Raw genomic sequence first — 23,330 nt, forward strand, 5'->3', positions numbered from 1 at the left:
CAACTATATAATAGCGCAATTTAGTTGCTATTACAACTATTATTTTGATGAGTTTTTCTTTACTGTATGAGAAATTATTTATATAATTCTATATAGTTGCAAATGAAACTTTTCTGCGAACTGCACCGGCCCTAAAGAGAGCAACTCAATGCCAGGTTTTACAAGGCCGACCGGAATAATAGTCAACTTTACTAAAGGCGGTTATGGAGGTAACTATGTTGCAAAAAGACAGATTGGGAAAACATATCTCTTTAATTTACAGGTATAGTCAAATATTTTTTAACTCAGAATTAAAAAAATATAATCTAGGCAGCGGCCAATATATTTTTCTTATTAGCTTGTTTGAAAATAACGGAATTAGTCAGGAACAATTGTCAGCTATCGTAAAAATCGATAAGGCTACAACAGCTAGAGCTGTTGCCAAACTAGTAAACGAAAATTATGTCATCCGAAAGGTAAGTGCTAACGATAAACGCGCTTATAATCTATATACTACCGCCAAAGCGGATTCTATTAAAAATAGTTTATTTGAAATGCTAGACTCCTGGAATAACATCATGCTGGATAACCTTGATAACGAAGAAAAGGAACTATTATTAAAACTGATTGAAAAAGTCGGGGTTAATATTCTTAATAAGACAAATCACTTGGAACAAAGTACTAAATAATTGATTTAATACGTCTGCCGACAGCAATGGTACGTAAAAATACCCTGAAGTTTGCCGTAACAAACTCAGGGTATTTTTCATTTATTTCGCATTCTGATATACTGCATTATTAATTTCGTTTCTTCCGTTATCGCCTGCTCACGCGCTTAATCACTTCTCTGACGAGACTTTCCTCCGAGTAACATCATTCCAGTCGGATGTTTGTAAATAAAGTGCTACCTGTAACCATTCGTTTATGGAGTCAAATTTAATCCCTGGGCTATTCTGCTGCCAAGCTCCTTATCGGCCCGCATAAAATGGTCAACCATTCTTCTCTGAATCGGCTCATAAGCCTGACTCAAGCTTTCTATGATATTTGATACCAAATGTTTTTTCTCCAGCCCCAACATATTTCGATAGCTGTACCCGGGCTGATAATAGTCGTCTCCTGCTATTTCCTGCCGGCCCACACATCCAGAAATACACTCTTGAGGGGTATTTCCTTCTTCAGGCGCTTCCAAGGGCGCTCCGTCACTTAAGGTATTCGGCAAGTAATTGGCGATATCTGTGCTGTACCTGCTTCTCATGGGCCCGTCCTGCATCTTGTTGTCAACCGGATTTCTCGGCATATTCACCGGAAGTTCCAAATAGTTGGTTCCTATACGATATCTCTGGGTATCGCCATAGGGAAAGATACGCCCCTGCAATACTCGGTCATTTGAAAAATCTATTCCCGGAACAACAGCCGCCGGCGAAAAGGCTGACTGTTCGACTTCGGCAAAAAAATTCTCAGGATTTTTATTTAGCACCATCCTGCCTACCGGAATCAAAGGATACATATGCTCCGGCCAAATGAGGGTAGGGTCCAGAATGTCAAACGGTTGCTCGCATTCAAGCTCAACTTTTATAGTTTGCACCCGCATCTCAAATTCGACGGAATGCCCGGCGGCAATGGTATCGAACAAATCCCTGCTCGCCACGTCAGGATCGGTACCCGCAAGGTGAGCCGCTGTCTTGCTGTCTATACATTCGACACCCGCGCAAGGTTCCCAGTAATATCTGACATACGCTTCCTCTCCGCACAGGTTGACCCATTTGTATGTGTTGATTCCGAAACCCTGAATGGTTCTATAGCTTTTGACGGTTCCAATGTCTGAAAATAGATAAATAAGAAAGTTCATGGATTCAGGCCTTAGCGACATGAAATCCCAGAAACGGCTGGCCGCTATCGGCCCGCCCCGGATATTGGCAACCGGGTCCGGCTTAACGGCATGAACGAAGTCCGGAAATTGCAGCGGATCTCTTAGCGGGAACACCGGAATATGGTTGCAGATAAGATCATAATTACCTTCTTCCGTATAGAATTTCACGGCAAAACCACGGACATCACGCACTGTGTCGGAACCGCCCGCCGACCCGCCGGCCAGCGAAAATCTGGTAAAAACCGGCGTCTCCTTTTCGGGGTCCTGGAGAAAGTTTGCCTTGGTCAAGTGAGCGAATGATTTGTAGGGAACAAAATAGCCATAGGCTCCGGCCCCCTTTGCATGAAAAACCCTTTCCGGAATTCTCTCCCGGTCGAACTGGGCGATCTTCTCAAGATAAACGGTATCCGCAAGGAGGATTGGCCCCCGCTCGCCTACGGTTAAAGAATGCTGGTCATCGCCGACCGGCGTCCCCTGATTGTTGGTTAGATATCGTTTGGCCATATTCTTTCACCTCCAATCACAAATAATGTTATGATTGATTATATTCAATCCAACCTTATTTAAGAATGAATTCGTGTTTAATGGCTTCTCTGACCCTGGAACCGCCTTCACCTGTGGCAACATCCCCAATGGCATCATCCATCCGGCTTTCTCTGTTAACGAGTGCTTCCAAGAGGATGTATGATAACACCCTGTACAATCTTATTCACTTCCCCGCCCGGGAAAGGATTGTCCGGTGTGCAGCCTAACCGCATTGAAGCGGACAAGGCAAATAATTGCCCTACTACCAGTGGAATGAATGGCGAAAATGCTTCCGCTATTTTGTCTCTAAGTGAATTGAAAATGTACACATCTGCTACCTTTTCCATAGCTTCATCATATATATCTGAAACAACAATTAATTTATTCTTGCTGGCCTGCGACAGCTCCCGCAACATATCCAGATCGTAATGTTTAGTATAATCATTGCCGGATACAAAGTACAAGATTACCGTATGGGGCGTTAGCATTGCCTTGGGCCCATGGCGGAATCCCATCGGGGTATCATAGCGGGATATCACCTTGCCTGCAGTCAATTCGAGCAATTTTAACGCAGCCTCCCTGGCGGCGCCAAACAGATTTCCTGCGCCCAGTACTACCAGTCTGTCCACCTGGAGTTGGTAGGTATCGGCGATAGTCTGGCACTGATTCTGGAGAACCTCGGCCGCATGGCTTGCTACTTTGTTCACCATGGCACTTAAATCCTGCTCAATGTTCAAAATCCCATAAGCGGCCAGCAGCATGCCTGTTACGCTGCTGGTCATGGCAAACCCCTGGTCATTGGCCTCATCAAACTGGAAATTTAAAGTTCTTTCGTTGGCAAAACCGGCTAATTCCCCCTGGTTATTGCAGGTAATGACAATATGCCTTACATCTTTAATCAATTGTTCGGCCAGTTGAATGGCAGCAATGCTTTCGGGACTATTCCCCGACCGGCCAAACGAAATCAGCAGGGTCTTAGCCTCTGCCACCAGATACTGCTGTGGACTGGCCACAATGTCTGTCGTATGAATGGCCTCTACCTGCGTAAACCCCAGTTCCTTCCGTATAACCGGTGCCAAGGCATCTGCCACAAAGCCCGAACTGCCTGCCCCGGTAAGAATAATTCTGGTCTTTTTATCTACTTTTCCAAAGAATTTTTTGATCTCATCTCTTCTGCCTGCAATCTTGCCATATATGGATCTCCAGACAGTCGGTTGGCGCAAAATTTCCTCCACCGTATAATTGGCTTGTTTGCTTACCACAGCTTCCCGGGTAAGACCGAATAAAGTACTCATTTCCTTCGTCCTCTCCTGTTTATTTTTTATACTATTTATATAAAGTATTGCGCTGTTCCCTGTCTCCCGGACAGCAGCGGCAATTCCTTATAAAATCAACTGCTGCCGGGCTTTACCGCATACAGATACTCATCAATACAATTTATAATCCTGTCTTTCAGCAGACTCTCAGCATCCCGCTGCAGCAGCCCGTCGCGTACCTTTTTATATTGCACCGGCATAAACTGGCTTAGCAGCGTTAAAGGGATGTCCACTAACTGCAGATTTTTCATTAGCCTTTCTAAAGCCGTTTGTACTTCCACTGCCGGCAGGTAGTACCGGCATCGGTCGGAGAAGCTGAATTTTCTTGCATAGCGGATTTCACCCGGCCGGCCGTGATAATGATGCAGCCAGTTCTCCGGATGATAAGCCATACAGGAATCTAATACCTCGATAAATCGCGACTGTTCGACTTCAGCGCTAAACCGGAATAGCTCGGCCTCCATATGGCTTAAGGCAAACAGGCCTTCACGCAAAGCAAACGTTAAGGCCGGACCAACCTTTAAAATAGCAATTCCGTCTTCCACCATTTCCTTCAAGGCATGCGCTGTCTGATAATCAGTCGAATGACCTTCAAATACCAGCCCCGGATATTTCTGCAAAGACCGGCTTAGCCGCCTTGCTGCAGGACGTTCGTATTCATGTATGCGTTCATCCCCGTATTCTACTCCCGGCTGCACTACGACAGCAATTACATTCGCCCAGGCACTTTCCAGCTGGTATTGATGAAAAGCCTGCTTAAAGGTTTCCACCATACTCTCAAAGTCGGTTGCTTCCGTAACGTGAATACATTCCCCGCTGTCCCGGCTTCCCCCCGGAATAGGCACTTCACTTCCTACGACATACACCGGCTCGAGAGCTTCCGGATTATTCCGATGCACCTGGGCAAAGGCCAGTTCAGCTTCCCTGACAAGCATGGCCCCCCGGTCCGCAATGATAGCGGTACTCATGGGGATATTCAGGGAATCATCCGCCATTTTCATGCTGGTATCAATATGTATTTTGGTAAACCCGGCCAAAACATACTGTCTTATTAATTCCCGTGACTTCTCCAGGGCTGTTTCAGCCGTTTCCGCCTGCCAGGTCAACGGTCCCAAATGATCTCCGCCCAGCAGAATTTTATCGTAAGGGAACCCTGCTTTTAGCGCCAAAGAATAGACAAAATCACGGAAATCGGCCGGCTTCATGCCGGTATAGCCACCAAACTGATTCACCTGGTTGGCGGTTGCTTCGATCAGCACGTAGTCATTGCCGGCCATGGCACGTTCCATTGCGGCAGTAATTACATATTCATTAGCACTGCAAATGGAATACATGCCACAGGCCCGGCCGTTCTTTTGCCGCTCCACCAAAAGTTTTAAAGGGTGTTTGCTACTCATTACAGCACTCCTTTCACTAACGCTTTATCCGCATCATTTTCTGTGTAAATAGAATCTTATTTTCAACGTTGTCCTGTCGTCATTACCAGTTCGGGACAAGCATCAGCTTTGATATACCACTTTCCCGTTAACCAGAGTCATTGCCACCTGAAACTTAGTATCCACAATTGCTAAATTGGCCTTCTTGCCCTCCTGTATGGTGCCGATCTGCCGCTCAAGCCCCAGCAGCCGGGCCGGGTTGCGCGAAGCCATATTAATGGCGTCAACCGGATCAACCGCCATTTTGTTAATCAGTGCCGCAACCGAGTTCAACAGGTTTGTCGTACTCCCGGCCAGTGAACCGTTAGGCGCACGGGCGATCGTGTCCCTGACAATCACCGGTATCGTTCCCAGTGTATATTCCCCGTCCGGCAAACCGGCTGCCGCCATCGCATCACTGATTAAAATAATCTTATCCTTGGGTTTGCAGTGAAACAAAATGTCTATTGCGGCCGGATGGACATGAATAAAATCAGCAATCAGTTCGGCATAAACCCGGTCATTGGTTAAGATGGCGCCGACGGCTCCAGGCTTGCGGTGATGCAGTCCCTGCATGCCATTATAGGTATGGACCGCAATATCCGCTCCGGCCGCAAAAGCGCTTCCCATTTCTTCATAGGTGGCCCCGGTATGCCCCAAGGCGACATGAATCCCCTGACGGACTAGATGCCGGATTAATGTAACTGAATTTTTACTTTCAGGTGCTAGAGCAACCGTTACAATACTGTGAGCCGCCGCTTTAATAAACTCATCCACTTCCTTTACCTCAACAGGGCGCAACGAATCCTGCGGATGAGCGCCGCGGTGACTGGCGGCAAGGTATGGTCCTTCCAGGTACGCACCTAAGATTTCGGCACCTTCCACCTGGCCGGTACAAGCATGTATATTTTGTAATGCTTTTTGCATCTGATCCACCGGAGCGGTCATAACCGTGGGAACAAAGGAAGTAACGCCTTTCCTCGCCAAAAATTTAGACACCTCATTAACCGCCGTAAAATCAGCCGCCATGACATCATACCCATTTGCCCCATGAATATGAGTATCGATCAGTCCCGGCCAAATCTCCATTGCGGAAAAATCCCATACACAACCCACATTCAGCCGACTTTTACTGTCAACAATGGCTTCAATTAACCCATTGTTAACGACAACGGCTCCATTTTCGATGATGCGGTTTTCCAGAACGATTTTGTTTGCAGTTATTGCATAATGTGATGTATCCATGCGGAACTCCCTGTTATCCTCCTTCTAAAGAAATTCAGAACTTCCCGTCCGGCGGCAGAAATTTTATATCCACGCAATGCATCTCTCGCCTGCCCTGTAGTCTTGGGAAGAGCGGCAGCTAAGCGGCTCCCCCAGGCAAACAGTTACAATACTCCACATATTCTGCCGGCCAGTCCGATAAACACCGTCAAGGCAATCAGTTTAACCGGTGAAAAGTTTTTCTTCAGCAAATAGTACATCAGAACAGTATAGGCAAACGGCAGCATATTGGGAAGTACCTTGTCTAATACATCGGTTTGCAACGCCACCTTTGCCTCACCGGCCGTAATAATTACCGGAAGTTTTAAATTGATATAGGAAGCAATCAGGGCCCCAACCACCGTCAAACCAACAATAGTGGCCGCTCGGGAAACTAATTTCGTATTTTCCTTTAGCGATTGAACCGCCCGGACACCGGTGCTATACCCGTAATTCATTAAACCAAAACGCAAACCGAAGTGCAGTATATTAAACAGTACCAGAAAAATAACAGGGCCCAGGATATTGCCTTCAATAGCCAGTGCCGCACCAATTCCGGCAGTAATCGGCAAGGCGGTCAGCCAGAACAGAGCATCGCCGATACCACCCAGCGGTCCCATGGTGGCAACTTTAATTCCCCGGATGGTCTCCTGGTCCTCTTTATTTTGTTCCATGGCCGCAACAATCCCCATAATGAAAGTAACCAGAAACGGATGGGTATTGAAAAATTCCATATGGAGCTTCATGGATTTGGCCAAGTCCTTCTTATTACGGTGAATTTTTTCCAGTGCGGGCAGCATGCCGTACAGCCAGCCGCACGCCTGCATTCTTTCATAATTGAAGGATGCCTGTAAAAAGAAGGAGCGCCAGACCATTTTATGCAGTTCTTTCTTGGTCAGGACCTTTTCACTGATGCCGTCCTCATATCTGCCGATCTCAGATTCCATGGCTTCCGACCTCCTTTTTTGCCACCCTGGCAGCATTATTTCGATTATTGTAATAGTCATAGCCGGCAACGCATACTGCAATACCGGCTACAGCCAGCAAAGGAAGCTTAAGATACGTAGCCAGGATAAACCCTGCAATCAAAAATACTGCATACTCTTGTTTGTACATAATTTTCAGCAGCATGGCAAACCCTATGGCTGGCATCACACCTCCGGCTACGGCTAAGCCGCCGATAAACCATTGCGGCAACATTTCCACCGTACTTTTGGCCAAATCAGCGCCAAAATAAATGGGGAGAAAGGCAATGATGGCATAAAACAGCCCCAGGAACAATATACCGAGATAGTTGATCCGGACGATTCCCGCCACATTAGCCTGTTCGGCGTATTGATCGGCCTTATGCATAATAGGGGAAAATACGGTGAACATCAGTGTGATTGCCCCTTGTACGGCTACTGCAAAAGGTACGGCTACGCCCACGGCCACCTTCGGGTCCTGCTGCGTCAAAATGGCAAAAGCGGTACCGATGATTCCGCCGATTACTACATTAGGCGGCTGGGCTCCCGCCAACGGTACCATCCCCATCCAGACCAGCTCTAACGTAGCTCCCGTAATAAGTCCGGTTTTAAGATCACCCAGGATTAAACCTACAACCAGCCCGGTAACAACAGGCCGGTGAATATGAATCAATCCGTCAAATAAGTCAATACCGGCAATAAAGGCCCACAGGGCAATCATTAATGCTTCAGAAAACATAGTAATCCTCCCTTTTCCATTTTCTATTTATCAGTCATCCTCTCGTGCTTTCAAACGTTCCTTCTTTGCTCTATACTAAATGAATTTTAAAATGTCAAGGCTGTTCTCATCAGGAACACGGCGTATTTCCAGCTTCACGCCTAATTCATGCAGCCTGTGAAAAGCCTGTATATCCTCGTCATCTACCGATACTGTACTGGAAATTTGCTTTTTCCCCTCACTAAAGTGCATATTTCCAATGTTTACTTTTTTAATAGGCACCTGCCCCTCTACAAGCCGCAGTACATCCTGCGGGGTCTTGACAACCAGGAAGATCAACTGGTCTTCGGCGGCATAATGAATTTTATCAATGGTTTCCTGAATCGTAAAATACCGGGTTTCAACGGTTTCCGCCACTGCCATATCCATCAAATTTTGCTGCACTTCATCAGCTGCAGCCTTGTCATTGGCTACCACAACCAAATTAGCCCCCAAATGATTCGTCCAGGTCATGCCTACCTGCCCATGAATCAAACGGTTATCAATCCTGGTTAATAAAATGTTCGGCACTATGATCACGCCCCTATTCTTTCCTTATACAATAACCAGCCTCTCATTGTCATGATGTGCGTACCAGCGATAGGGATAAACCCCGGCCAGCGCAACAAACTAATACTATAGTTAGCCTTTCTTGTTAAATTCCATTTTCACAGCCGGAACATTTATGGGAAATTGCCGCCTTTTCAAATTTCACTGTCGCTTTCTTGCTTGCTCTGATAACGGCGTCCGCCAAAGCCTGAACCGGCATTTCTTCATCCTGGTAAATCGCTTCAATTATTGAGCCGACATTTACGCCTGCCACTACTTCCCTATTCGCGTCATGAAGGGCTAATTCCGCCGCGACCTTAAACGGGGTCCCTCCCAGGATATCGCACACAAATAAAACCTGTCTGTCTTCATTTGCCGCCAGTATACGCTTAAAACACTCTTTTAAGGATTTATCCGTATCTGCAGCGGTAAAGTCCACAAAATGCAGTACATCCGTAGGACCCAGCAATAGTTCAAAGGTACTTTGTAATGCTGTGGCAAATTGCCCGTGCCCGGTAACAATCATGATTTTTTTCATTTTACAATACTCCTATAAAAGAGAAGAATATGGCGGCTACAAAAGTTGCCAGGATTAACAGCGAAGGATTCATCTTCCGGCGTTTTAACAGATACAGCATGAACAAGGCATAGCTCATGGGCAGAAGGTTGGGGAAGATTTTATCGAAAAAGTCCTTTTGCAAAGATACACTGTGCTCCGCATTAATGGCAATCTCCGATAAAACCTCAATATGGATATAGGACGCTATCAACCCGCCGATTACCGTTACCCCTAAGATAGTTGCCGCCTTAGCTATGGTCCGTGAACTATCCTTTATTTTTCCCAGGGCATTCAGCCCCAGGTTGTAGCCTAAATGTGTCCAGGCAATGCGCAGAACAAATACGGTAAAATATACCGCAAAGAACAGGACCGGACCGATAATACTTCCCTGCAAGGCAAAGGAAGCACTGATACCTGCGACAATCGGCAAAAGAGTAAACCAGAAAATAGCGTCGCCAATCCCGGCCAGCGGGCCAAACAAAGCTACCTTCAAGCCTTTGATCAGACTCCGGTCTTCTCCATTTTCCTCCAGAGAAATAAGCAGCCCCATTAAAAACCCGACAAGATTGGGATGCGTATTAATAAACTCAAGGTTATCTTTCATTGCTGCCGCTAGTTTTGCCTTATCATCCCGGTAGATCTTGCACAGAGCCGGCAGCATGGCAAGTGTAAACCCGCCGGCCTGCATTCTTTCATAATTAAAGCTCGCCTGCAAAAAAGATGAGATAACGCCCAGCCTGGTAATATCACTTTTTAGCAGTACCTTAGATTCCTTCATCGCAATCCTCCCCTTTCATCCCGGAAGCCGGCATCAACGGATACCTGTCCTTGCTATTAAAGTATTCATAAATGGCGAATGCCGTCCCTAGTAAAGCTACCGGCAATAAGTTGGAGAATTGAATAAAGGATGCAAACAGGAATCCAATGATTAAATAGGGGATATACTGCTGTTTCAGCATAACTTTTAACAGCATCCCAAAACCAACGGCCGGTAAAATGCCTCCGGCAATTTCAAAGCCATGGGTCAGCCATGCAGGCATTGACTGTACCAGCACTTGCATCGGCTCCTGTGCAACATAAGTACACAAGAATACGACGATTCCATAAGTCAGCGCCACAATCGCCGTCGTCAATATATTTAGTTTGACAAAAGCCGAAACATTGGCTTCCTGAGCATATGTATCGGCTTTCGCCATAAAAAAGGAAAAGCTGGAATAGTAGAACAAAATGATATATTGCATCAGGAAACTGAACGGTAAGGCCAGGCCAATTGCCGTTTGCGCTTCCACTCCGGTTGTAAATGCAATAATGGTCGTCATCACACCGGCCAGAATAGGATTGGGCGGCTGTGTACCGCCGGCCGGAGTCAAACCGGCAAAAGCAAGCTCCGTTAGTCCCCCGGCGACCAGGCCCAGGTTCAAATCACCTAAAATAATTCCGGTAAATGTACAGACAATAATCGGCCGGAACAGGAACAACCCTTCCAGCCAGAAATCAATTCCCATAATCACTGCCATAATTCCGAGTTCTAAACCCTGCAGCAAAGTGATGCTGTGCATACCTGTTTCCCCTCCCCATGAATGATTCAAATGTATTTTTTGATATCTCCCGGCGTATCCTGAATGAACACGCTTACACCCTGGTCCAGAATATACTTTAGATCCTGCATGTCGGTATCGTCGACGTACACTTTTTTGCTTAACGGCCATTTGCCCTGGACAAAATGCATATTGCCCACATTCACTTCTTTAATCGGCACACCGCCCGCTACCAATCGTCTGACTTCTCCCGGCGTCCTGCAAATAATAAATAGTTTTTGATTCGCTGAGGCTTTATGGATAACGTTTACTGTATGTTCCACCGTGAAAAATCGGATCTGCGCACCGGACGCTTCCGCTGTAACTGCCATCAATTGCTGCTGTAACGGCTCCTTAACAATTTCATCATCAGCTACCAGCAGTAAATTAGCTCCCAGTGAAGTGGTCCACGTCACTCCTACCTGCCCATGCACGAGCCGGTTATCAATCCGGGTTAGTAAGATATTAGGTATTCCCATTGGTTCTCCCCCTTTGTCACATCGTCTGGTTCCCTGCTACCTGATAAAACCGTTGCTAAGCCTCCTCCCATTAGTATGAATGTGTTATCGAGATCAAAAAAACGGCTTCTCAGTTCATCACCTCCTCCTGGTTTTGTCATATATTATCACAAAATAGGTAATGATGTACGTACCAGTTTAGTTTAAAAAAACATTACATCGGCAAGCCGTCTACTTGTTCAATGTAATGCAATACTCAAATTTATCCCCTCTGGCTATGCTGAGCGTATATTCGATTATATGCTCCTGCTCATAGGTATAGCGTTCGATTTTGAGACCGGGGACCGCCTTGTCGATCTGTAAATACCGGGCTTCTTCTTCGTTGATGCTAACGGCCTGAAAGACTTCCCTGGCCGAACTGATACTGGTGCTAAACTCCTGGGAGAACATATCGTACATAGCCATACTTTCCAGCCGTTTCTTTGTTAACCCGGGAAATCTTCCGGCCGGCAGGTATGTCGTTTCAATCATCATGGGTTTATCATCAGCCAGGCGCAGCCGCACGAACTTATATACTTTGCTGTGTTCCTCTATCTCCAGTTTCCGGGCAATTTTCCGATCGCAAGAAAACATCTCAAACTTTAATACCCGGGAGGATGGAATTTTCCCCAGCTTTTTCATCGCCTCGGTGAAACTATAAAACTTTAACAAATCCTGATTATACTTCAAGGGCGCAACAAAAGTACCCTTTCCATGAGCGCGATAAATATATCCTTCCTTTTCCATTTCCTGCATGGCTTGCCGGACTGTGGATCGGCTGACATTATATTGTTCACATATTTCACGTTCCGATGGTATTTGATCGTCTTCTTTCATATTCTGCTGAATGTCCTCAATCAGAATATCCATTAACTGGCAATAAAGAGGAATCCGGCTCAATTTGTCTATGCGCGCTCTGGTCACTTCAGTAACTCCTTTAGTGGTACGTACCATTTGTATTTATTATATAGCTCTTCTAAATACTCTGTCAATCACTTTTATTGTTTTTTAAAGACTATGCGCATGGAGGTTGGTTACCGAGTACATAAAGCCATACCGAAAACTACTCGAGGATTCGGACAATCGTTAGATTACCGTTGCATAAACTATCCGTTCAATTTCTAACACCTCTAACTGCCGGCCGAGGGACTTTAAGTATTTTTCACGACAATACTAACGCTCCAATATTTTCAATCATTAGCAGCTGTCTCATAGCCGCCCGCGTTATGAAATGACTGGCTGCATGTAAAAAAAAGATGACCTGGAATCTTTCATAGACCCGAGTCATCTTGCTAATTCATTTGGCATTCTGATGTGCTGCACCATTGGCTTTCGCTTCTTCTGCTATCGCCTGTTCACCACGTTTTATTGCTTCCCTGACCATGGAACCAACTTCACCCGTAGTAACGTCGCTCCAATCATGGTCTTCCACCTTCTCACCAAAACCAAGATCATGCGCTAATTTATATTTTGCCTCTTCCGACATAACTTTTCCCATTTACATACACCTCCATTTTTTAATAGAAGCCTATGCATAGTATAAATCTTATAAAAAAATATATGCGCATATATTTGAGCCAAAAAAAGTCAACAAAATTACAGTTACTGCTCTACCTTGCAAAAACAAATTAAGACCGACTATCCACTCTGGCAGTCTTGATTTCAAAACATAACATGTCATAAATCATAAAAAAGCTCCTAATACTACTAGTACCGTGCGTCATTTAAGCCATAGGTGACCCACGATACTAGTACATAATACCAGGAGGAAAGCTGCATGAAAAAAATCAGATCGCTTCTTTGCCTTGCCGTGCTCTTCCTTTCCCTAAGCCTGCTTTGGGGAGGCTGCGGCACCAATATCACTCCGGTAGACCCGAGACCATCAACTCCGGTAAAACCGCCGGCCGGTCAGGTCGCTCCTGCCGCTGTGAAAGTCACCTATAATTACGGCAGCTCCGGACCGGTAGAACTTTCGTCCAGGCAGATCACACTTAAAGTCGGCCAGAAACTGATCCTGGAGCCGACCCCCGGCCTTACCAAACATACCCGCTTCCGTTCTTCCGGCGAAAACTTTTTTGGCGATATTATGCGTCAGGAATCGGAACAAACCGGAAAACTCGTTTTTACTGCCGTAAAAGCAGGAAAAGGTAAACTCCAGATCATTCCCAACAACACCGAAACCGAACGTTCTGCCGATTTATGGGTTATCGTTCAATAGCACCTACATCAGATCGACTAACAGCCTTTCCTTCAGCCGCCAGAGTTTTTCCGACAGATCCACATAATAATTATGGGGATTCTCAAAACGCAGTACTTCGTCCCACAGGGTTCCCACCTGTTCCTGGCAATAAGCCCGCACATCTTTTAACTTCAAGATTGGATAGATACATTTTCCCTTGTCATAAGCCTTAACCAAAAGCTTCTTAGCGTAATAATTGGTGACTCTTTTCCGTTTCCAGGTATGCTCCGGATCAAACAGCACATAAGGCAGGCGGCTGTCGATCTCTTCCTGGGCCAGGGTAATCACATCGGCTATCGCTTTGCCGGTATCGCGGTCAAAAAAACGCCATACTTGCTTAAAACCAGGATTGGTCAGTTTCTCCACATTTTCACTGATTTTTATTTTAGGTGTAATCACCCCGTTGTCTTCAATAGCCGCCAATTTATATACAGCGCCGAAAACCGGCTCTGATTTCGAGGTAATGAGCCGTTCCCCTACGCCAAAAGAATCCATTTGCGCTCCCTGGACCAAAAGTTCCCGAATAATATACTCATCCAAAGAGTTGGATACCACAATCTTGCAATCGGAATATCCTGCCTTATCCAGCAGTTTACGGGCACGCTTGCTCAAATAGGTGATATCGCCGCTGTCCAAACGTATTCCCTTCGGCCGGAACCCCCTGGGTTTCAACTCCTCATCAAACACCTTAATGGCATTCGGCACACCGGACTTTAATACATTATAGGTATCGACCAGCAAGGTACAGTCATCCGGATAGGTTCTGGCATAGGCCCGGAATGCCTCCAGTTCGCTGGGGAACATTTGCACCCAGCTATGGGCCATGGTGCCGAAAGCCGGGATGCCAAAATCCCGCTCCGCCAGGGTGCAGGCTGTTCCTACGCAGCCGCCGATATAGGCTGCCCGCGCTCCGAATATGGCCCCGTCGTAGCCTTGAGCCCTTCTAGAGCCAAATTCCATAACCGGTCTTCCCTCTGCCGCCCTGACTATACGATTGGCTTTGGTGGCAATCAAACTTTGATGATTAATGGTAAGGAGTATCATGGTTTCCACAAACTGCGCTTCAATGACCGGCCCGCGGACAATGGCAATCGGCTCATTAGGAAAAATCGGCGTGCCTTCGGGAATAACCCATACATCGCAGGAAAATTTAAAATCCAGAAGGTAGGCCAGAAACTCTTCGCTGAATAATTTTTTCTCGCGTAAATAGCGGATATCCTCTTCATCGAATTTTAATTTATTCAAATAGGTGATTAGTTGTTCGACACCGGCCATAATAGCGAAGCCGCCGTTATCGGGAATTTTACGAAAAAAAACATCAAAATAAGCAATGCGGCTGGCCAGTCCGCTTTCTAAGTAACCATTGGCCATCGTTAATTCATAAAAATCAGTTAACATTGTCAAATTCAGCTTTTCTTCAAAGCTCATTGTTTATTCCTCCCTGACGGATATCACATCCGCGCTCCTTTGCCCCTCAGTCTCTTGCCACGCCCCATTCCGGCCGGAAGCGAAATAGTTTTGAAGGCCGGTGCCCCGCATCTTTGCGGTATTCATTGGTTTCCACAACCATATCGGCAATTTTCCTGCGAAAATTTGCTTTTAACAATTCTCTGTCCAAAATGACCTCATATACTTGCTGCAGTTCCGTTAAGGTAAACAATTCCGGCATAAGATTGAAAGCAATATCCGTGTATTCAATCTTTCTTCGCAGCCGGGTAATGCCATAATCAATGACCTTGGCGTGATCAAAAGCAATTCCCTCTGTTTTTATAATGCTTCGCTCCACTTTGGCAACCTTATTTTCTATGGTTTTCACAATTTTTATAACTGCCGACAATTTTTCCTCGTCATTGAAGAGTGTCAGATTATACAGTTGCCGCAAAATCATCCCCCTATCCGTCACCGTTTTCTGTTCCTGATATAGATTGGAGGAGACGGTGAACCACTTGGCATCATCGGCATGCTTGCTGGCCTTGACAGTAAGCGTCGCACTGTCCACCAGCGACATGTACGAACAACTGATTACCCGGGTTCGTGGATCCCGTCCCACTTCCCCCCAGGTATACAATTGTTCCATATAGATATTTTCAATGTTTGTTTTTTCTTTTAGCTCGCGGATGGCCGCCTCCTCCAGCCCTTCGTTCATTTTGACAAAACCACCCGGCAAGGCCCATTGCCCAATAAAAGGAGGATCTTTTCTTTTTACCAGCAAAAGCCGCAGCACTTTATCCGGCAGTTTCCGGTAATTGGTCTTCCCTTCATTGGTTACGGTAAAAATAAGCATGTCTACCGTGACTGACGGTTGTTCATATTGGTTAATTTGATAACCGCTTACATCCCTTGTCTTCGTAAGCCTCTGTTCATCACTGGTTTCAGCCATATAACCACCTTTAATATAACCTTTTTGATATTATCATCATGTTAATATCAATTGTAGTTATATCAGGAATAAATGTCAATCAATACCGCAAAATTCTCACTTCTCTGCCATAACCGGAAATTTTCCTTCCCCGGCCTCATATTAATTTAATTACAAGTTCTGCTTTTTCATAAACCTGGCAGGATTTTTTATAGTAAAAAGAAAAAAATAGTATCAAAAAATAAATTTCGCCAGTAGTGCTGCCAACATCAAAGCATTTGATGATTCTTCATAAAAACTGATTGGAGAAACACGAATTATGTTGGGAAGGATGTAATCATTATGAACAGGATTAAACCGCTTCAAAAACAGGGGCTGTACCATCCGGAGTTTGAGCATGATTCCTGCGGCATGGGATTTATCGTTAATATTAAAGGCAACAAATCAAACCGGATACTAAAGCAGGCACTAACGGCTTTGAAAAATTTAAGCCATCGTGGCGGCACCGGCAGCGAGCCAAACACCGGTGACGGTGCGGGCATACTCCTGCAAATACCGCACACATTCATGAAAAAAGTATGCCGGATGAGTGGCTTTGACCTGCCTGGAAATGGCGCTTATGGGGTTGGAATGGTTTTTTTACCCACCGATGGCCGCCTGCGGCACCATTATGAAACCTGCCTGGAAACCATCATTGCTGAAGAAGGTCAGAAACTCTTAGGCTGGCGTGATGTGCCTACTAATACTGCAGGCATCGGCAAAACCGCCAGGGAATGCATGCCGTATATCCGGCAGATTTTTATTGGCCGCAGCAACGCTCTAAATGACCTGCTTGCTTTTGAAAGAAAGCTGTTTGTCATTCGTAAACGGGCTGAAAAGGAAGTTCCGGCAATAGGGGAAAATCCTTCAGCATCTTTCTATATAGCCAGTCTTTCAGCCAAAACACTGGTTTATAAAGGGATGCTCAAAGCTGAACAGGTTGGTGATTTCTACCCGGATCTGTGTGATCCCTGCGTTGAAACCGCGCTGGCTCTCATTCATTCCCGCTATAGCACCAATACGTTTCCCAGTTGGGAAAGAGCCCATCCTAACCGTTATATTATTCATAATGGCGAAATCAACACGCTGCGTGGTAATATCAATCAGTTCCACGCCCGTGAGTCTCTGTTTGAAACTCCGGCCTTTGGCAAAGATCTGCCAAAAGTACTGCCGGTCATTCATTCGGGTGGCAGCGATTCCGCAATCTTTGACAACTGCGCCGAATTTTTGCTGCTCTCAGGACGTTCACTGCCCCATGTCATGATGATGATGATTCCTGAACCCTGGTCCGGTCATGAAAGTATGAGTAAAGAAAAAAAGGCTTTTTATGAATTTCACAGTTGCCTGATGGAACCCTGGGACGGGCCTGCTGCCATCGGCTTCACCGACGGTATAAGAGTGGGTGCGGTACTGGACCGGAACGGGCTTAGACCCTCCCGTTATTATGTAACAACCGACGACTTGGTTATCCTGGCCTCAGAAGTCGGCGTCCTGGATATCCCTCCTGAAAAAATTCTGCAAAAAGAACGTCTCCATCCAGGCAGAATGCTGCTCATTGATACCGAAAAAGGACGGATTATCCAGGATGAGGAGCTTAAGCACAATATGTCCGTTGCCAAACCTTACCGCCAATGGCTTAACCAGCAGATGTTCAGGTTAGATGCTCTGCCTCCGGCTCAACCGGTACTTGAGGCAGACAAAGCAACCCTGGTGCAAAAGCAAAGAAATTTCGGTTATAGTTACGAAGACCTGCGCATGATTTTAGTTCCCATGGCTAGGGATGGTATTGAGCCGGTCGGTGCTATGGGTACGGATACTCCGTTGGCGGTATTGTCCCAAAAACCGCAGCTTCTCTTTGACTATTTCAAACAATTGTTTGCCCAGGTAACCAATCCGCCGATTGATGCTCTGCGGGAAACCATTGTCACTTCATCCGAAGTACTGGTCGGTGCTGAACAAAATCTGCTGGCGCCAGCTTCTTCCAGTTGCCGGCGTATTAAACTGTCCTCTCCCATTCTGGCGAACCATGAACTGGAGAAATTAAAACAAATCCGGTTGCCCGGCTTTAAAGCGGCAACCTTGCCGATACTCTATAAAACCTCTGCCGGCAGCAGGGGGCTGGAGGCTGCGCTCACGGCATTATTCTTCGCCGCGGAAAAGGCTGTTCGCAACGGAGTCAACATCTTGATACTAACAGACCGCGGTATTGACCGGGATCATGCCGCCATTCCATCGCTGCTGGCCGTATCAGGCCTGTACCATCACTTAATTCAGGCCGGTTTGAAAACGCGCGCAAGCATTATTTTGGAATCCGGGGAACCCCGTGAGGTTCATCATTTTTCCTGCCTGCTCAGCTACGGCGCAACCGCCGTTAACCCTTATCTGGCTTTTGATTCGATAGACGCTATGATTGACGAGGGATTTCTAGAAACAGATTCCAGGGAAAAGGTCATTGCACAATATATAAAAGCCGCTGTTAAGGGAGTAATTAAAACTCTCTCCAAAATGGGGATATCTACCATACAAAGTTATCAAGGCGCCCAGATTTTTGAAGCGCTGGGACTGAATCACGAGTTTGTTGACCGTTATTTTACATGGACGCCGAGCCGTATCGGCGGTATTGGCATCGAGGAAATCGCCAAAGAAACGGAACTGCGCCACACTGCTGCTTTTCCCTCCAGTTCATTGGAAGAACCTGAACTGGACAGCGGCGGCTTTTACCAATACCGGAGAAACGGCGAATATCACTTATACAATCCGGAAACCGTCCATGCCCTGCAGCTGGCCTGCCGCACCGGAAGCTTTGCTGCCTTTAAAAACTATTCCGCCCTCATTAATGACTCTTCCAAACGCCTTTGTACACTAAGAGGGTTAATGCAGTTCAAAATCAATACACCGCCTGTGCCTTTAGAAGAAGTGGAACCGGTGGAATCCATCGTCAAGAAATTCAAAACTGGCGCCATGTCTTTTGGTTCCATCAGCCAGGAAGCACATGAAACTATTGCCATTGCCATGAACCGGCTTGGCGGCAGAAGCAATACCGGTGAAGGCGGCGAAAATCCGGCCCGGTTCAAAATGGAAACAAACGGCGATTCCAAATGCAGTGCCATCAAACAAGTAGCATCCGCCCGCTTCGGTGTCACCAGTGAATATCTGGTCAGCGCTAACGAGATTCAGATCAAAATGGCTCAGGGCGCCAAGCCTGGTGAAGGCGGACAACTGCCCGGTGGCAAGGTTTATCCCTGGATTGCCAAGGTAAGGCATTCCACCCCGGGGGTCGGCTTAATCTCCCCGCCTCCGCATCACGATATTTATTCCATTGAAGATCTTAAAGAACTAATCCACGATTTGAAAAATGCCAATCCCGCTGCCCGCATCAGTGTAAAGCTGGTTTCGGAAGCCGGGGTCGGCACGATTGCCGCCGGTGTAGCCAAAGGACTGGCCGATGTCATTCTGATCAGTGGTTACGACGGAGGTACCGGCGCTTCCCCCCGTTCTAGCATTCGCCATGCCGGTCTTCCTTGGGAACTGGGGCTGGCCGAAACCCACCAGACCCTGCTGCTGAATAATTTGCGCAGCCGGATCGCACTGGAAACCGACGGCAAACTAATGACCGGCCGCGACGTTGCGATTGCAGCTCTCCTGGGTGCCGAAGAATTCGGCTTCGCCACCGCCCCTCTGGTCGTGCTCGGCTGCGTGATGATGCGGGTATGCCATCTGGATACCTGCCCGGTCGGTGTGGCAACCCAAAATCCTAAGCTGCGGAAAAAATTTAGCGGCGATCCCCAGTATGTCATGAATTTTATGCGTTTCATTGCGCAGGAACTACGGGAAATCATGGCTATGCTGGGCTTTAGAAGCCTCAACGAGATGGTCGGACGGTCCGACCGGCTGGAAATGAAACCTGCTATTGACCATTGGAAAGCCAGGGGACTTGACTATTCGGCAATTTTACACCAGCCCGAAGTGCCGGACAACGTTGGGCACTATTGTCAGATTTTTCAGGATCATGTACTTGACCAGGTACTTGACAACCGTTTGCTCTTAGATATATGCCAGCCGGCTTTAGAAAGCGGCAAAAAAGTGAAAAAAAGCCTGTCCATTCATAATACCGATCGCACAGTGGGAACCATTCTGGGCAGTAAAGTCACAGCAAAGTATGGTGCTGCCGGACTGCCGGAGGATACCATTACCCTTCATTTTACCGGTTCAGCCGGACAAAGCTTTGGCGCTTTTCTTCCCCCGGGCATTACCCTTAAGCTGGAAGGGGATTCCAATGATTATATCGGCAAGGGGCTCTCCGGCGGCAAAATCATTGTCTATCCACCTAAACAGGCCTGCTTTGCACCGTCGGAAAATATCATTATCGGCAATGTGGCGTTTTATGGCGCCACCCGCGGTGAAGCCTATATCAATGGTGTTGCCGGCGAACGCTTTTGCGTCCGGAACAGCGGCATCACCGCAGTGGTCGAGGCAGTTGGTGATCACGGCTGCGAATATATGACCGGCGGACGGGTCGTCATTCTCGGCCCCACCGGAAGGAATTTTGCAGCCGGTATGTCCGGCGGCATTGCCTATATACTGGATGAAAACAATCTATTCAACCGCAACTGCAATAAAGAAATGGTTGATCTAACTGCTCCCGCATCAAAAACAGAATTTGACGAACTTTACGAACTAATCAAAAAACATCTTACCTACACCGGCAGCCCGCGTGCCCGTGAAGTTCTGGACGACTGGGATGAGTTGCGGCATAAATTCATCAAAGTCATTCCTCACGATTACCGGCGTATGCTGACGGCTATTGACAAGGCCCATAAACAGGGCTTAACCGGCGATGCCGCATGGATGGCTGCGTTTGAAGAAAATCACCGTGATCTTGCCCGCATCGGCGGCAACTGACAGGAGGATGAGATTATGGCTAAACCCACTGGATTCATGGAATACAACCGCAAACTTGCCGAAGATCGTCCCGTTCGGGAACGCATCCGTGACTGGGCCGAACTGCACAGCGGGTTAAGCGAGGAGGAACAGCGCCTTCAGGGTGCCCGCTGCATGGACTGCGGCATCCCGTATTGCCATTCCGGCCTCGTGATAAGCGGTGCCGCTTCAGGCTGTCCGATTAATAACCTGATCCCCGAATGGAATGAATTAATTTATAAGGGATTGTGGCAAAAAGCATTGGAACGGCTCTTAAAGACCAACAATTTTCCGGAATTTACGGGGAGAGTATGTCCTGCTCCCTGCGAAGGTTCCTGCACTCTGGGTATTAATGAACCCATGGTTACCATTAAGGCCAACGAATGTGCCATCATTGACCGGGCTTATGTGCAGAACCGGATTAAGCCACACCTTCCCACGGTAAGAACCGGAAAGCAGGTTGCCGTAGTCGGCTCCGGACCATCGGGTCTGGCCTGTGCCGACCAGTTGAATCAAGCCGGTCACACCGTCACTGTGCTGGAACGTGCCGACCGTATTGGTGGGCTCTTGATCTACGGCATTCCTAATATGAAACTGGATAAGCAAGTTGTCAAACGACGGACAGACAGGATGGCGGCAGAGGGAGTTTTTTTTAAAACAGAAGTTGAAATCGGCACAACCTTACCGGCTGAACAGCTTTTACAGGACTTTGACGCCGTCATCCTTTGTACCGGTGCAACCAGCCCCCGGGATCTTAAGGTAACCGGACGTGAATGCCAGGGCATTCACTTTGCTGTTGACTTTTTACGCATGAATACCAAAAGTCTGTTGGATTCTAACTTAACCGACGGCAAGTATATCTCAGCCAAGGGTAAAGATGTCATCGTTATCGGCGGTGGCGATACCGGCACCGATTGCGTGGGTACGGCCATACGCCATGGCTGCAAAAGTGTGGCCCAGTTCGAAATACTGCCCCGCCCTCCCGTCGCCAGACCAGCCCATAATCCCTGGCCCGAATGGCCCCGGGTATTAAAAACGGACTATGGCCAGGAGGAAGCCAGCGAGTTATTCGGACATGATCCACGCCACTATGCCCTGATGACCAAACAAATCATCGGTGATGAAACAGGTCACGTAAAAGAACTGTTAACCGTACAAGTGGAATGGAAAGAAGACATGTCCGGCCGGCTAGTCCCGCTGGAAATTCCCGGCACTGAAAAATTTTGGCCCGCTCAGTTAGTGTTAATTGCCATGGGATTTTTAGGACCGGAAGAAAAACTACTTAAAAAGCTGGGTATCGAACAAGACGTACGCAGTAATATAAACGCTCCCTACGGTACTTTTACTACCAATATTCGGGGAATTTTTGCCGCCGGTGATGCCCGGCGGGGGCAAAGCCTTGTCGTCTGGGCCATCAATGAAGGACGCGGCGTTGCCAGAGAATGCGATAAATATTTAATGGGACATTCTTCACTGCCATAAAACAAATGAAAAGATTCGCTAAACTACTTCGCGAATCCTAAAAAATATCATAGTTCAAACTAATAGATACATATATTGAATTAGCTTTATTATCCGGCACACGGCAAGCCACCTTTAATTGTCACATACAACTGCAACCGCCACAATCTGTTCTCTTTTTATCCAGATGATTTCTCCTGATGCATAGGGAAAAGACGCTCTGTTTAATGATAAAATAAGAAATGAATTATCTTCTTTGTCCCAGTACTTCTCATGATGTTCGTTACAGTCACAGGAAGAGTCCGCTCCCCATCTGCCTTTAATGTTACAAACATCCAATAAGACACCGGTAAAAATTCCCGCCGGATCATGGAATTTTTTGTCAAAACAGTCCTTTTCCTGAAAATGTTTTTGTTCTTTATGGAATTCGAATTTTTCCCGCCTGCCGGTTTTTACTTCATTCGCAGCAGTCGTAAGTACTCTAACAGTAGCTCCTGCTTTTATTTTAAATTCGGATAATGTAGTCGACATAATATTAATCACCTTCTATACAAATTTCTTTCAACCATCCCTCTACCGGGACATTTGCTGCTTAGCAGCTTCTGCGCACAGCAACCGATACAATCTGGTCTAAACTAATCCATACAATTTGCCCGGCAATAAACGGAAACGAAGGCTTCGTCAATGACAGAATCAAATATTCTTCTTCAGGCTTGCATGGCTCCGGATAAGGTTTGGGCTTTGGTTTGCATATAGAGGCTTCTGTCCAATCCCCATAGTATTTGCCCGGATGTTTACCATGTTTGCTTTTGTCGTATTTGCTGTTGTGTATGTTATATATTTTTTTATCATATTTATCATCGTATTTGTCATGATACTTGCCCTTATCATATTTATCATCGTGTTCGTGATGATACTTGCCCTTGTCGTATTTATCATCGTGTTCGTCATGATACTTGCCCTTGTCATATTTATCATCGTGTTCGTGATGGTACTTACCCTTGTCGTATTTATCATCGTGTTCGTCATGATACTTGCCC

20 protein-coding genes and 1 pseudogene are annotated in these 23,330 nt (G+C 46.7%); 4 read left to right on the forward strand and 17 right to left on the reverse strand.

The features are described 5' to 3' along the window. Positions 1 to 215 precede the first annotated feature (215 nt). The gene (locus tag P22_RS05935; RefSeq protein WP_054259297.1) at positions 216 to 668 is read left to right on the forward strand and encodes a MarR family winged helix-turn-helix transcriptional regulator; all 453 of its coding nucleotides are present in this window, start codon (positions 216 to 218) and stop codon (positions 666 to 668) included. Between the two features lie 233 nt (positions 669 to 901). Here the strand turns inward: P22_RS05935 and P22_RS05940 are convergent, their stop codons facing one another. From P22_RS05940 to P22_RS06000, 13 genes are all read right to left on the reverse strand, one after another. Next, a complete protein-coding gene (locus tag P22_RS05940) occupies positions 902 to 2,353 on the reverse strand; it encodes a catalase (protein WP_054259298.1) in 1,452 nt (483 codons plus the stop codon). Positions 2,354 to 2,508: 155 nt separating this feature from the next. Further along, on the reverse strand, positions 2,509 to 3,669 hold the full coding sequence (locus P22_RS05945) for an SIS domain-containing protein (protein ID WP_054259299.1): 1,161 nt from the start codon (positions 3,667 to 3,669) through the stop codon (positions 2,509 to 2,511). 95 nt (positions 3,670 to 3,764) lie between these two features. Then, complete coding sequence (locus P22_RS05950) at positions 3,765 to 5,087, reverse strand: class II D-tagatose-bisphosphate aldolase, non-catalytic subunit (protein WP_054259300.1); 1,323 nt, start codon at positions 5,085 to 5,087, stop codon at positions 3,765 to 3,767. 102 nt (positions 5,088 to 5,189) lie between these two features. Further along, complete coding sequence (gene nagA / locus P22_RS05955) at positions 5,190 to 6,350, reverse strand: N-acetylglucosamine-6-phosphate deacetylase (protein WP_054259301.1); 1,161 nt, start codon at positions 6,348 to 6,350, stop codon at positions 5,190 to 5,192. 143 nt (positions 6,351 to 6,493) lie between these two features. Continuing rightward, positions 6,494 to 7,315, reverse strand: a complete 822-nt coding sequence (locus tag P22_RS05960) for a PTS system mannose/fructose/sorbose family transporter subunit IID (RefSeq protein ID WP_054259302.1) — start codon at positions 7,313 to 7,315, stop codon at positions 6,494 to 6,496. Further along, positions 7,305 to 8,072: a PTS N-acetylgalactosamine transporter subunit IIC gene (gene agaW / locus P22_RS05965; protein ID WP_054259303.1), complete on the reverse strand. Its 768-nt coding sequence runs from the start codon at positions 8,070 to 8,072 to the stop codon at positions 7,305 to 7,307. Before agaW ends, P22_RS05960 begins: the two co-directional genes overlap by 11 nt. A gap of 75 nt (positions 8,073 to 8,147) precedes the next feature. Continuing rightward, on the reverse strand, positions 8,148 to 8,621 hold the full coding sequence (gene agaV, locus P22_RS05970) for a PTS N-acetylgalactosamine transporter subunit IIB (RefSeq protein ID WP_054259304.1): 474 nt from the start codon (positions 8,619 to 8,621) through the stop codon (positions 8,148 to 8,150). A gap of 124 nt (positions 8,622 to 8,745) precedes the next feature. Next, complete coding sequence (locus P22_RS05975) at positions 8,746 to 9,177, reverse strand: PTS sugar transporter subunit IIA domain-containing protein (RefSeq protein WP_054259305.1); 432 nt, start codon at positions 9,175 to 9,177, stop codon at positions 8,746 to 8,748. Between the two features lies 1 nt (position 9,178). After that, on the reverse strand, positions 9,179 to 9,976 hold the full coding sequence (gene agaD, locus P22_RS05980; RefSeq protein WP_054259306.1) for a PTS galactosamine transporter subunit IID: 798 nt from the start codon (positions 9,974 to 9,976) through the stop codon (positions 9,179 to 9,181). After that, entirely contained in the window at positions 9,963 to 10,757 is a 795-nt protein-coding gene (agaC, locus tag P22_RS05985) for a PTS galactosamine transporter subunit IIC (RefSeq protein WP_054259307.1), read from the reverse strand. The genes agaD and agaC overlap by 14 nt, the downstream gene beginning before the upstream one ends. A 26-nt stretch (positions 10,758 to 10,783) precedes the next feature. Beyond that, positions 10,784 to 11,254, reverse strand: coding sequence for a PTS galactosamine transporter subunit IIB (gene agaB / locus P22_RS05990; protein WP_054259308.1), 471 nt, complete (start codon positions 11,252 to 11,254; stop codon positions 10,784 to 10,786). Between the two features lie 210 nt (positions 11,255 to 11,464). Beyond that, positions 11,465 to 12,196: a GntR family transcriptional regulator gene (locus tag P22_RS05995; protein ID WP_216598034.1), complete on the reverse strand. Its 732-nt coding sequence runs from the start codon at positions 12,194 to 12,196 to the stop codon at positions 11,465 to 11,467. A 373-nt stretch (positions 12,197 to 12,569) separates the two neighbouring features. Then, positions 12,570 to 12,770, reverse strand: a complete 201-nt coding sequence (locus tag P22_RS06000; RefSeq protein ID WP_054259310.1) for a hypothetical protein — start codon at positions 12,768 to 12,770, stop codon at positions 12,570 to 12,572. 279 nt (positions 12,771 to 13,049) lie between these two features. Between P22_RS06000 and P22_RS06005 the strand changes: the two genes are divergently transcribed. Continuing rightward, positions 13,050 to 13,490 (forward strand): hypothetical protein, encoded by a 441-nt coding sequence (locus tag P22_RS06005; RefSeq protein WP_054259311.1) that lies wholly within the window; start codon positions 13,050 to 13,052, stop codon positions 13,488 to 13,490. 3 nt (positions 13,491 to 13,493) lie between these two features. Here the strand turns inward: P22_RS06005 and P22_RS06010 are convergent, their stop codons facing one another. Beyond that, on the reverse strand, positions 13,494 to 14,939 hold the full coding sequence (locus P22_RS06010) for a nicotinate phosphoribosyltransferase (RefSeq protein WP_054259312.1): 1,446 nt from the start codon (positions 14,937 to 14,939) through the stop codon (positions 13,494 to 13,496). A gap of 46 nt (positions 14,940 to 14,985) precedes the next feature. Next, positions 14,986 to 15,891, reverse strand: coding sequence for an NUDIX hydrolase (locus P22_RS21455; protein ID WP_054259313.1), 906 nt, complete (start codon positions 15,889 to 15,891; stop codon positions 14,986 to 14,988). Between the two features lie 321 nt (positions 15,892 to 16,212). Here P22_RS21455 and gltB point away from each other — a divergent pair, with 321 nt between their 5' ends. Beyond that, positions 16,213 to 20,811 (forward strand): glutamate synthase large subunit, encoded by a 4,599-nt coding sequence (gene gltB / locus P22_RS06020; protein WP_054259314.1) that lies wholly within the window; start codon positions 16,213 to 16,215, stop codon positions 20,809 to 20,811. A 15-nt stretch (positions 20,812 to 20,826) separates the two neighbouring features. Continuing rightward, a complete protein-coding gene (locus P22_RS06025; protein ID WP_054259315.1) occupies positions 20,827 to 22,311 on the forward strand; it encodes a glutamate synthase subunit beta in 1,485 nt (494 codons plus the stop codon). A gap of 114 nt (positions 22,312 to 22,425) precedes the next feature. Here P22_RS06025 and P22_RS06030 read toward each other — a convergent pair whose 3' ends face one another. Together P22_RS06030 and P22_RS20890 are read right to left on the reverse strand one after the other, a co-directional pair. Then, entirely contained in the window at positions 22,426 to 22,821 is a 396-nt protein-coding gene (locus tag P22_RS06030) for a hypothetical protein (protein ID WP_054259316.1), read from the reverse strand. Positions 22,822 to 22,882: 61 nt separating this feature from the next. Then, positions 22,883 to 23,330 (reverse strand): annotated as a pseudogene (locus P22_RS20890) (hypothetical protein); the annotation flags it as partial.

The sequence above is a fragment of the Propionispora sp. 2/2-37 genome, assembly GCF_001298735.1.
GTDB lineage: Bacteria > Bacillota > Negativicutes > Propionisporales > Propionisporaceae > Propionispora.

What these genes read in the sequence shown, in the direction of transcription:
- P22_RS05935 (WP_054259297.1), top strand. Translation starts at nt 216, where the DNA reads ATGTTGCAAAAAGACAGATTGGGAAAACATATCTCTTTAATTTACAGG.
- P22_RS05940 (WP_054259298.1), bottom strand. Translation starts at nt 2,353, where the DNA reads ATGGCCAAACGATATCTAACCAACAATCAGGGGACGCCGGTCGGCGAT.
- P22_RS05945 (WP_054259299.1), bottom strand. Translation starts at nt 3,669, where the DNA reads ATGAGTACTTTATTCGGTCTTACCCGGGAAGCTGTGGTAAGCAAACAA.
- P22_RS05950 (WP_054259300.1), bottom strand. Translation starts at nt 5,087, where the DNA reads ATGAGTAGCAAACACCCTTTAAAACTTTTGGTGGAGCGGCAAAAGAAC.
- nagA (WP_054259301.1), bottom strand. Translation starts at nt 6,350, where the DNA reads ATGGATACATCACATTATGCAATAACTGCAAACAAAATCGTTCTGGAA.
- P22_RS05960 (WP_054259302.1), bottom strand. Translation starts at nt 7,315, where the DNA reads ATGGAATCTGAGATCGGCAGATATGAGGACGGCATCAGTGAAAAGGTC.
- agaW (WP_054259303.1), bottom strand. Translation starts at nt 8,072, where the DNA reads ATGTTTTCTGAAGCATTAATGATTGCCCTGTGGGCCTTTATTGCCGGT.
- P22_RS05975 (WP_054259305.1), bottom strand. Translation starts at nt 9,177, where the DNA reads ATGAAAAAAATCATGATTGTTACCGGGCACGGGCAATTTGCCACAGCA.
- agaD (WP_054259306.1), bottom strand. Translation starts at nt 9,976, where the DNA reads ATGAAGGAATCTAAGGTACTGCTAAAAAGTGATATTACCAGGCTGGGC.
- agaC (WP_054259307.1), bottom strand. Translation starts at nt 10,757, where the DNA reads ATGCACAGCATCACTTTGCTGCAGGGTTTAGAACTCGGAATTATGGCA.
- agaB (WP_054259308.1), bottom strand. Translation starts at nt 11,254, where the DNA reads ATGGGAATACCTAATATCTTACTAACCCGGATTGATAACCGGCTCGTG.
- P22_RS06000 (WP_054259310.1), bottom strand. Translation starts at nt 12,770, where the DNA reads ATGGGAAAAGTTATGTCGGAAGAGGCAAAATATAAATTAGCGCATGAT.
- P22_RS06005 (WP_054259311.1), top strand. Translation starts at nt 13,050, where the DNA reads ATGAAAAAAATCAGATCGCTTCTTTGCCTTGCCGTGCTCTTCCTTTCC.
- P22_RS06010 (WP_054259312.1), bottom strand. Translation starts at nt 14,939, where the DNA reads ATGAGCTTTGAAGAAAAGCTGAATTTGACAATGTTAACTGATTTTTAT.
- P22_RS21455 (WP_054259313.1), bottom strand. Translation starts at nt 15,891, where the DNA reads ATGGCTGAAACCAGTGATGAACAGAGGCTTACGAAGACAAGGGATGTA.
- gltB (WP_054259314.1), top strand. Translation starts at nt 16,213, where the DNA reads ATGAACAGGATTAAACCGCTTCAAAAACAGGGGCTGTACCATCCGGAG.
- P22_RS06025 (WP_054259315.1), top strand. Translation starts at nt 20,827, where the DNA reads ATGGCTAAACCCACTGGATTCATGGAATACAACCGCAAACTTGCCGAA.
- P22_RS06030 (WP_054259316.1), bottom strand. Translation starts at nt 22,821, where the DNA reads ATGTCGACTACATTATCCGAATTTAAAATAAAAGCAGGAGCTACTGTT.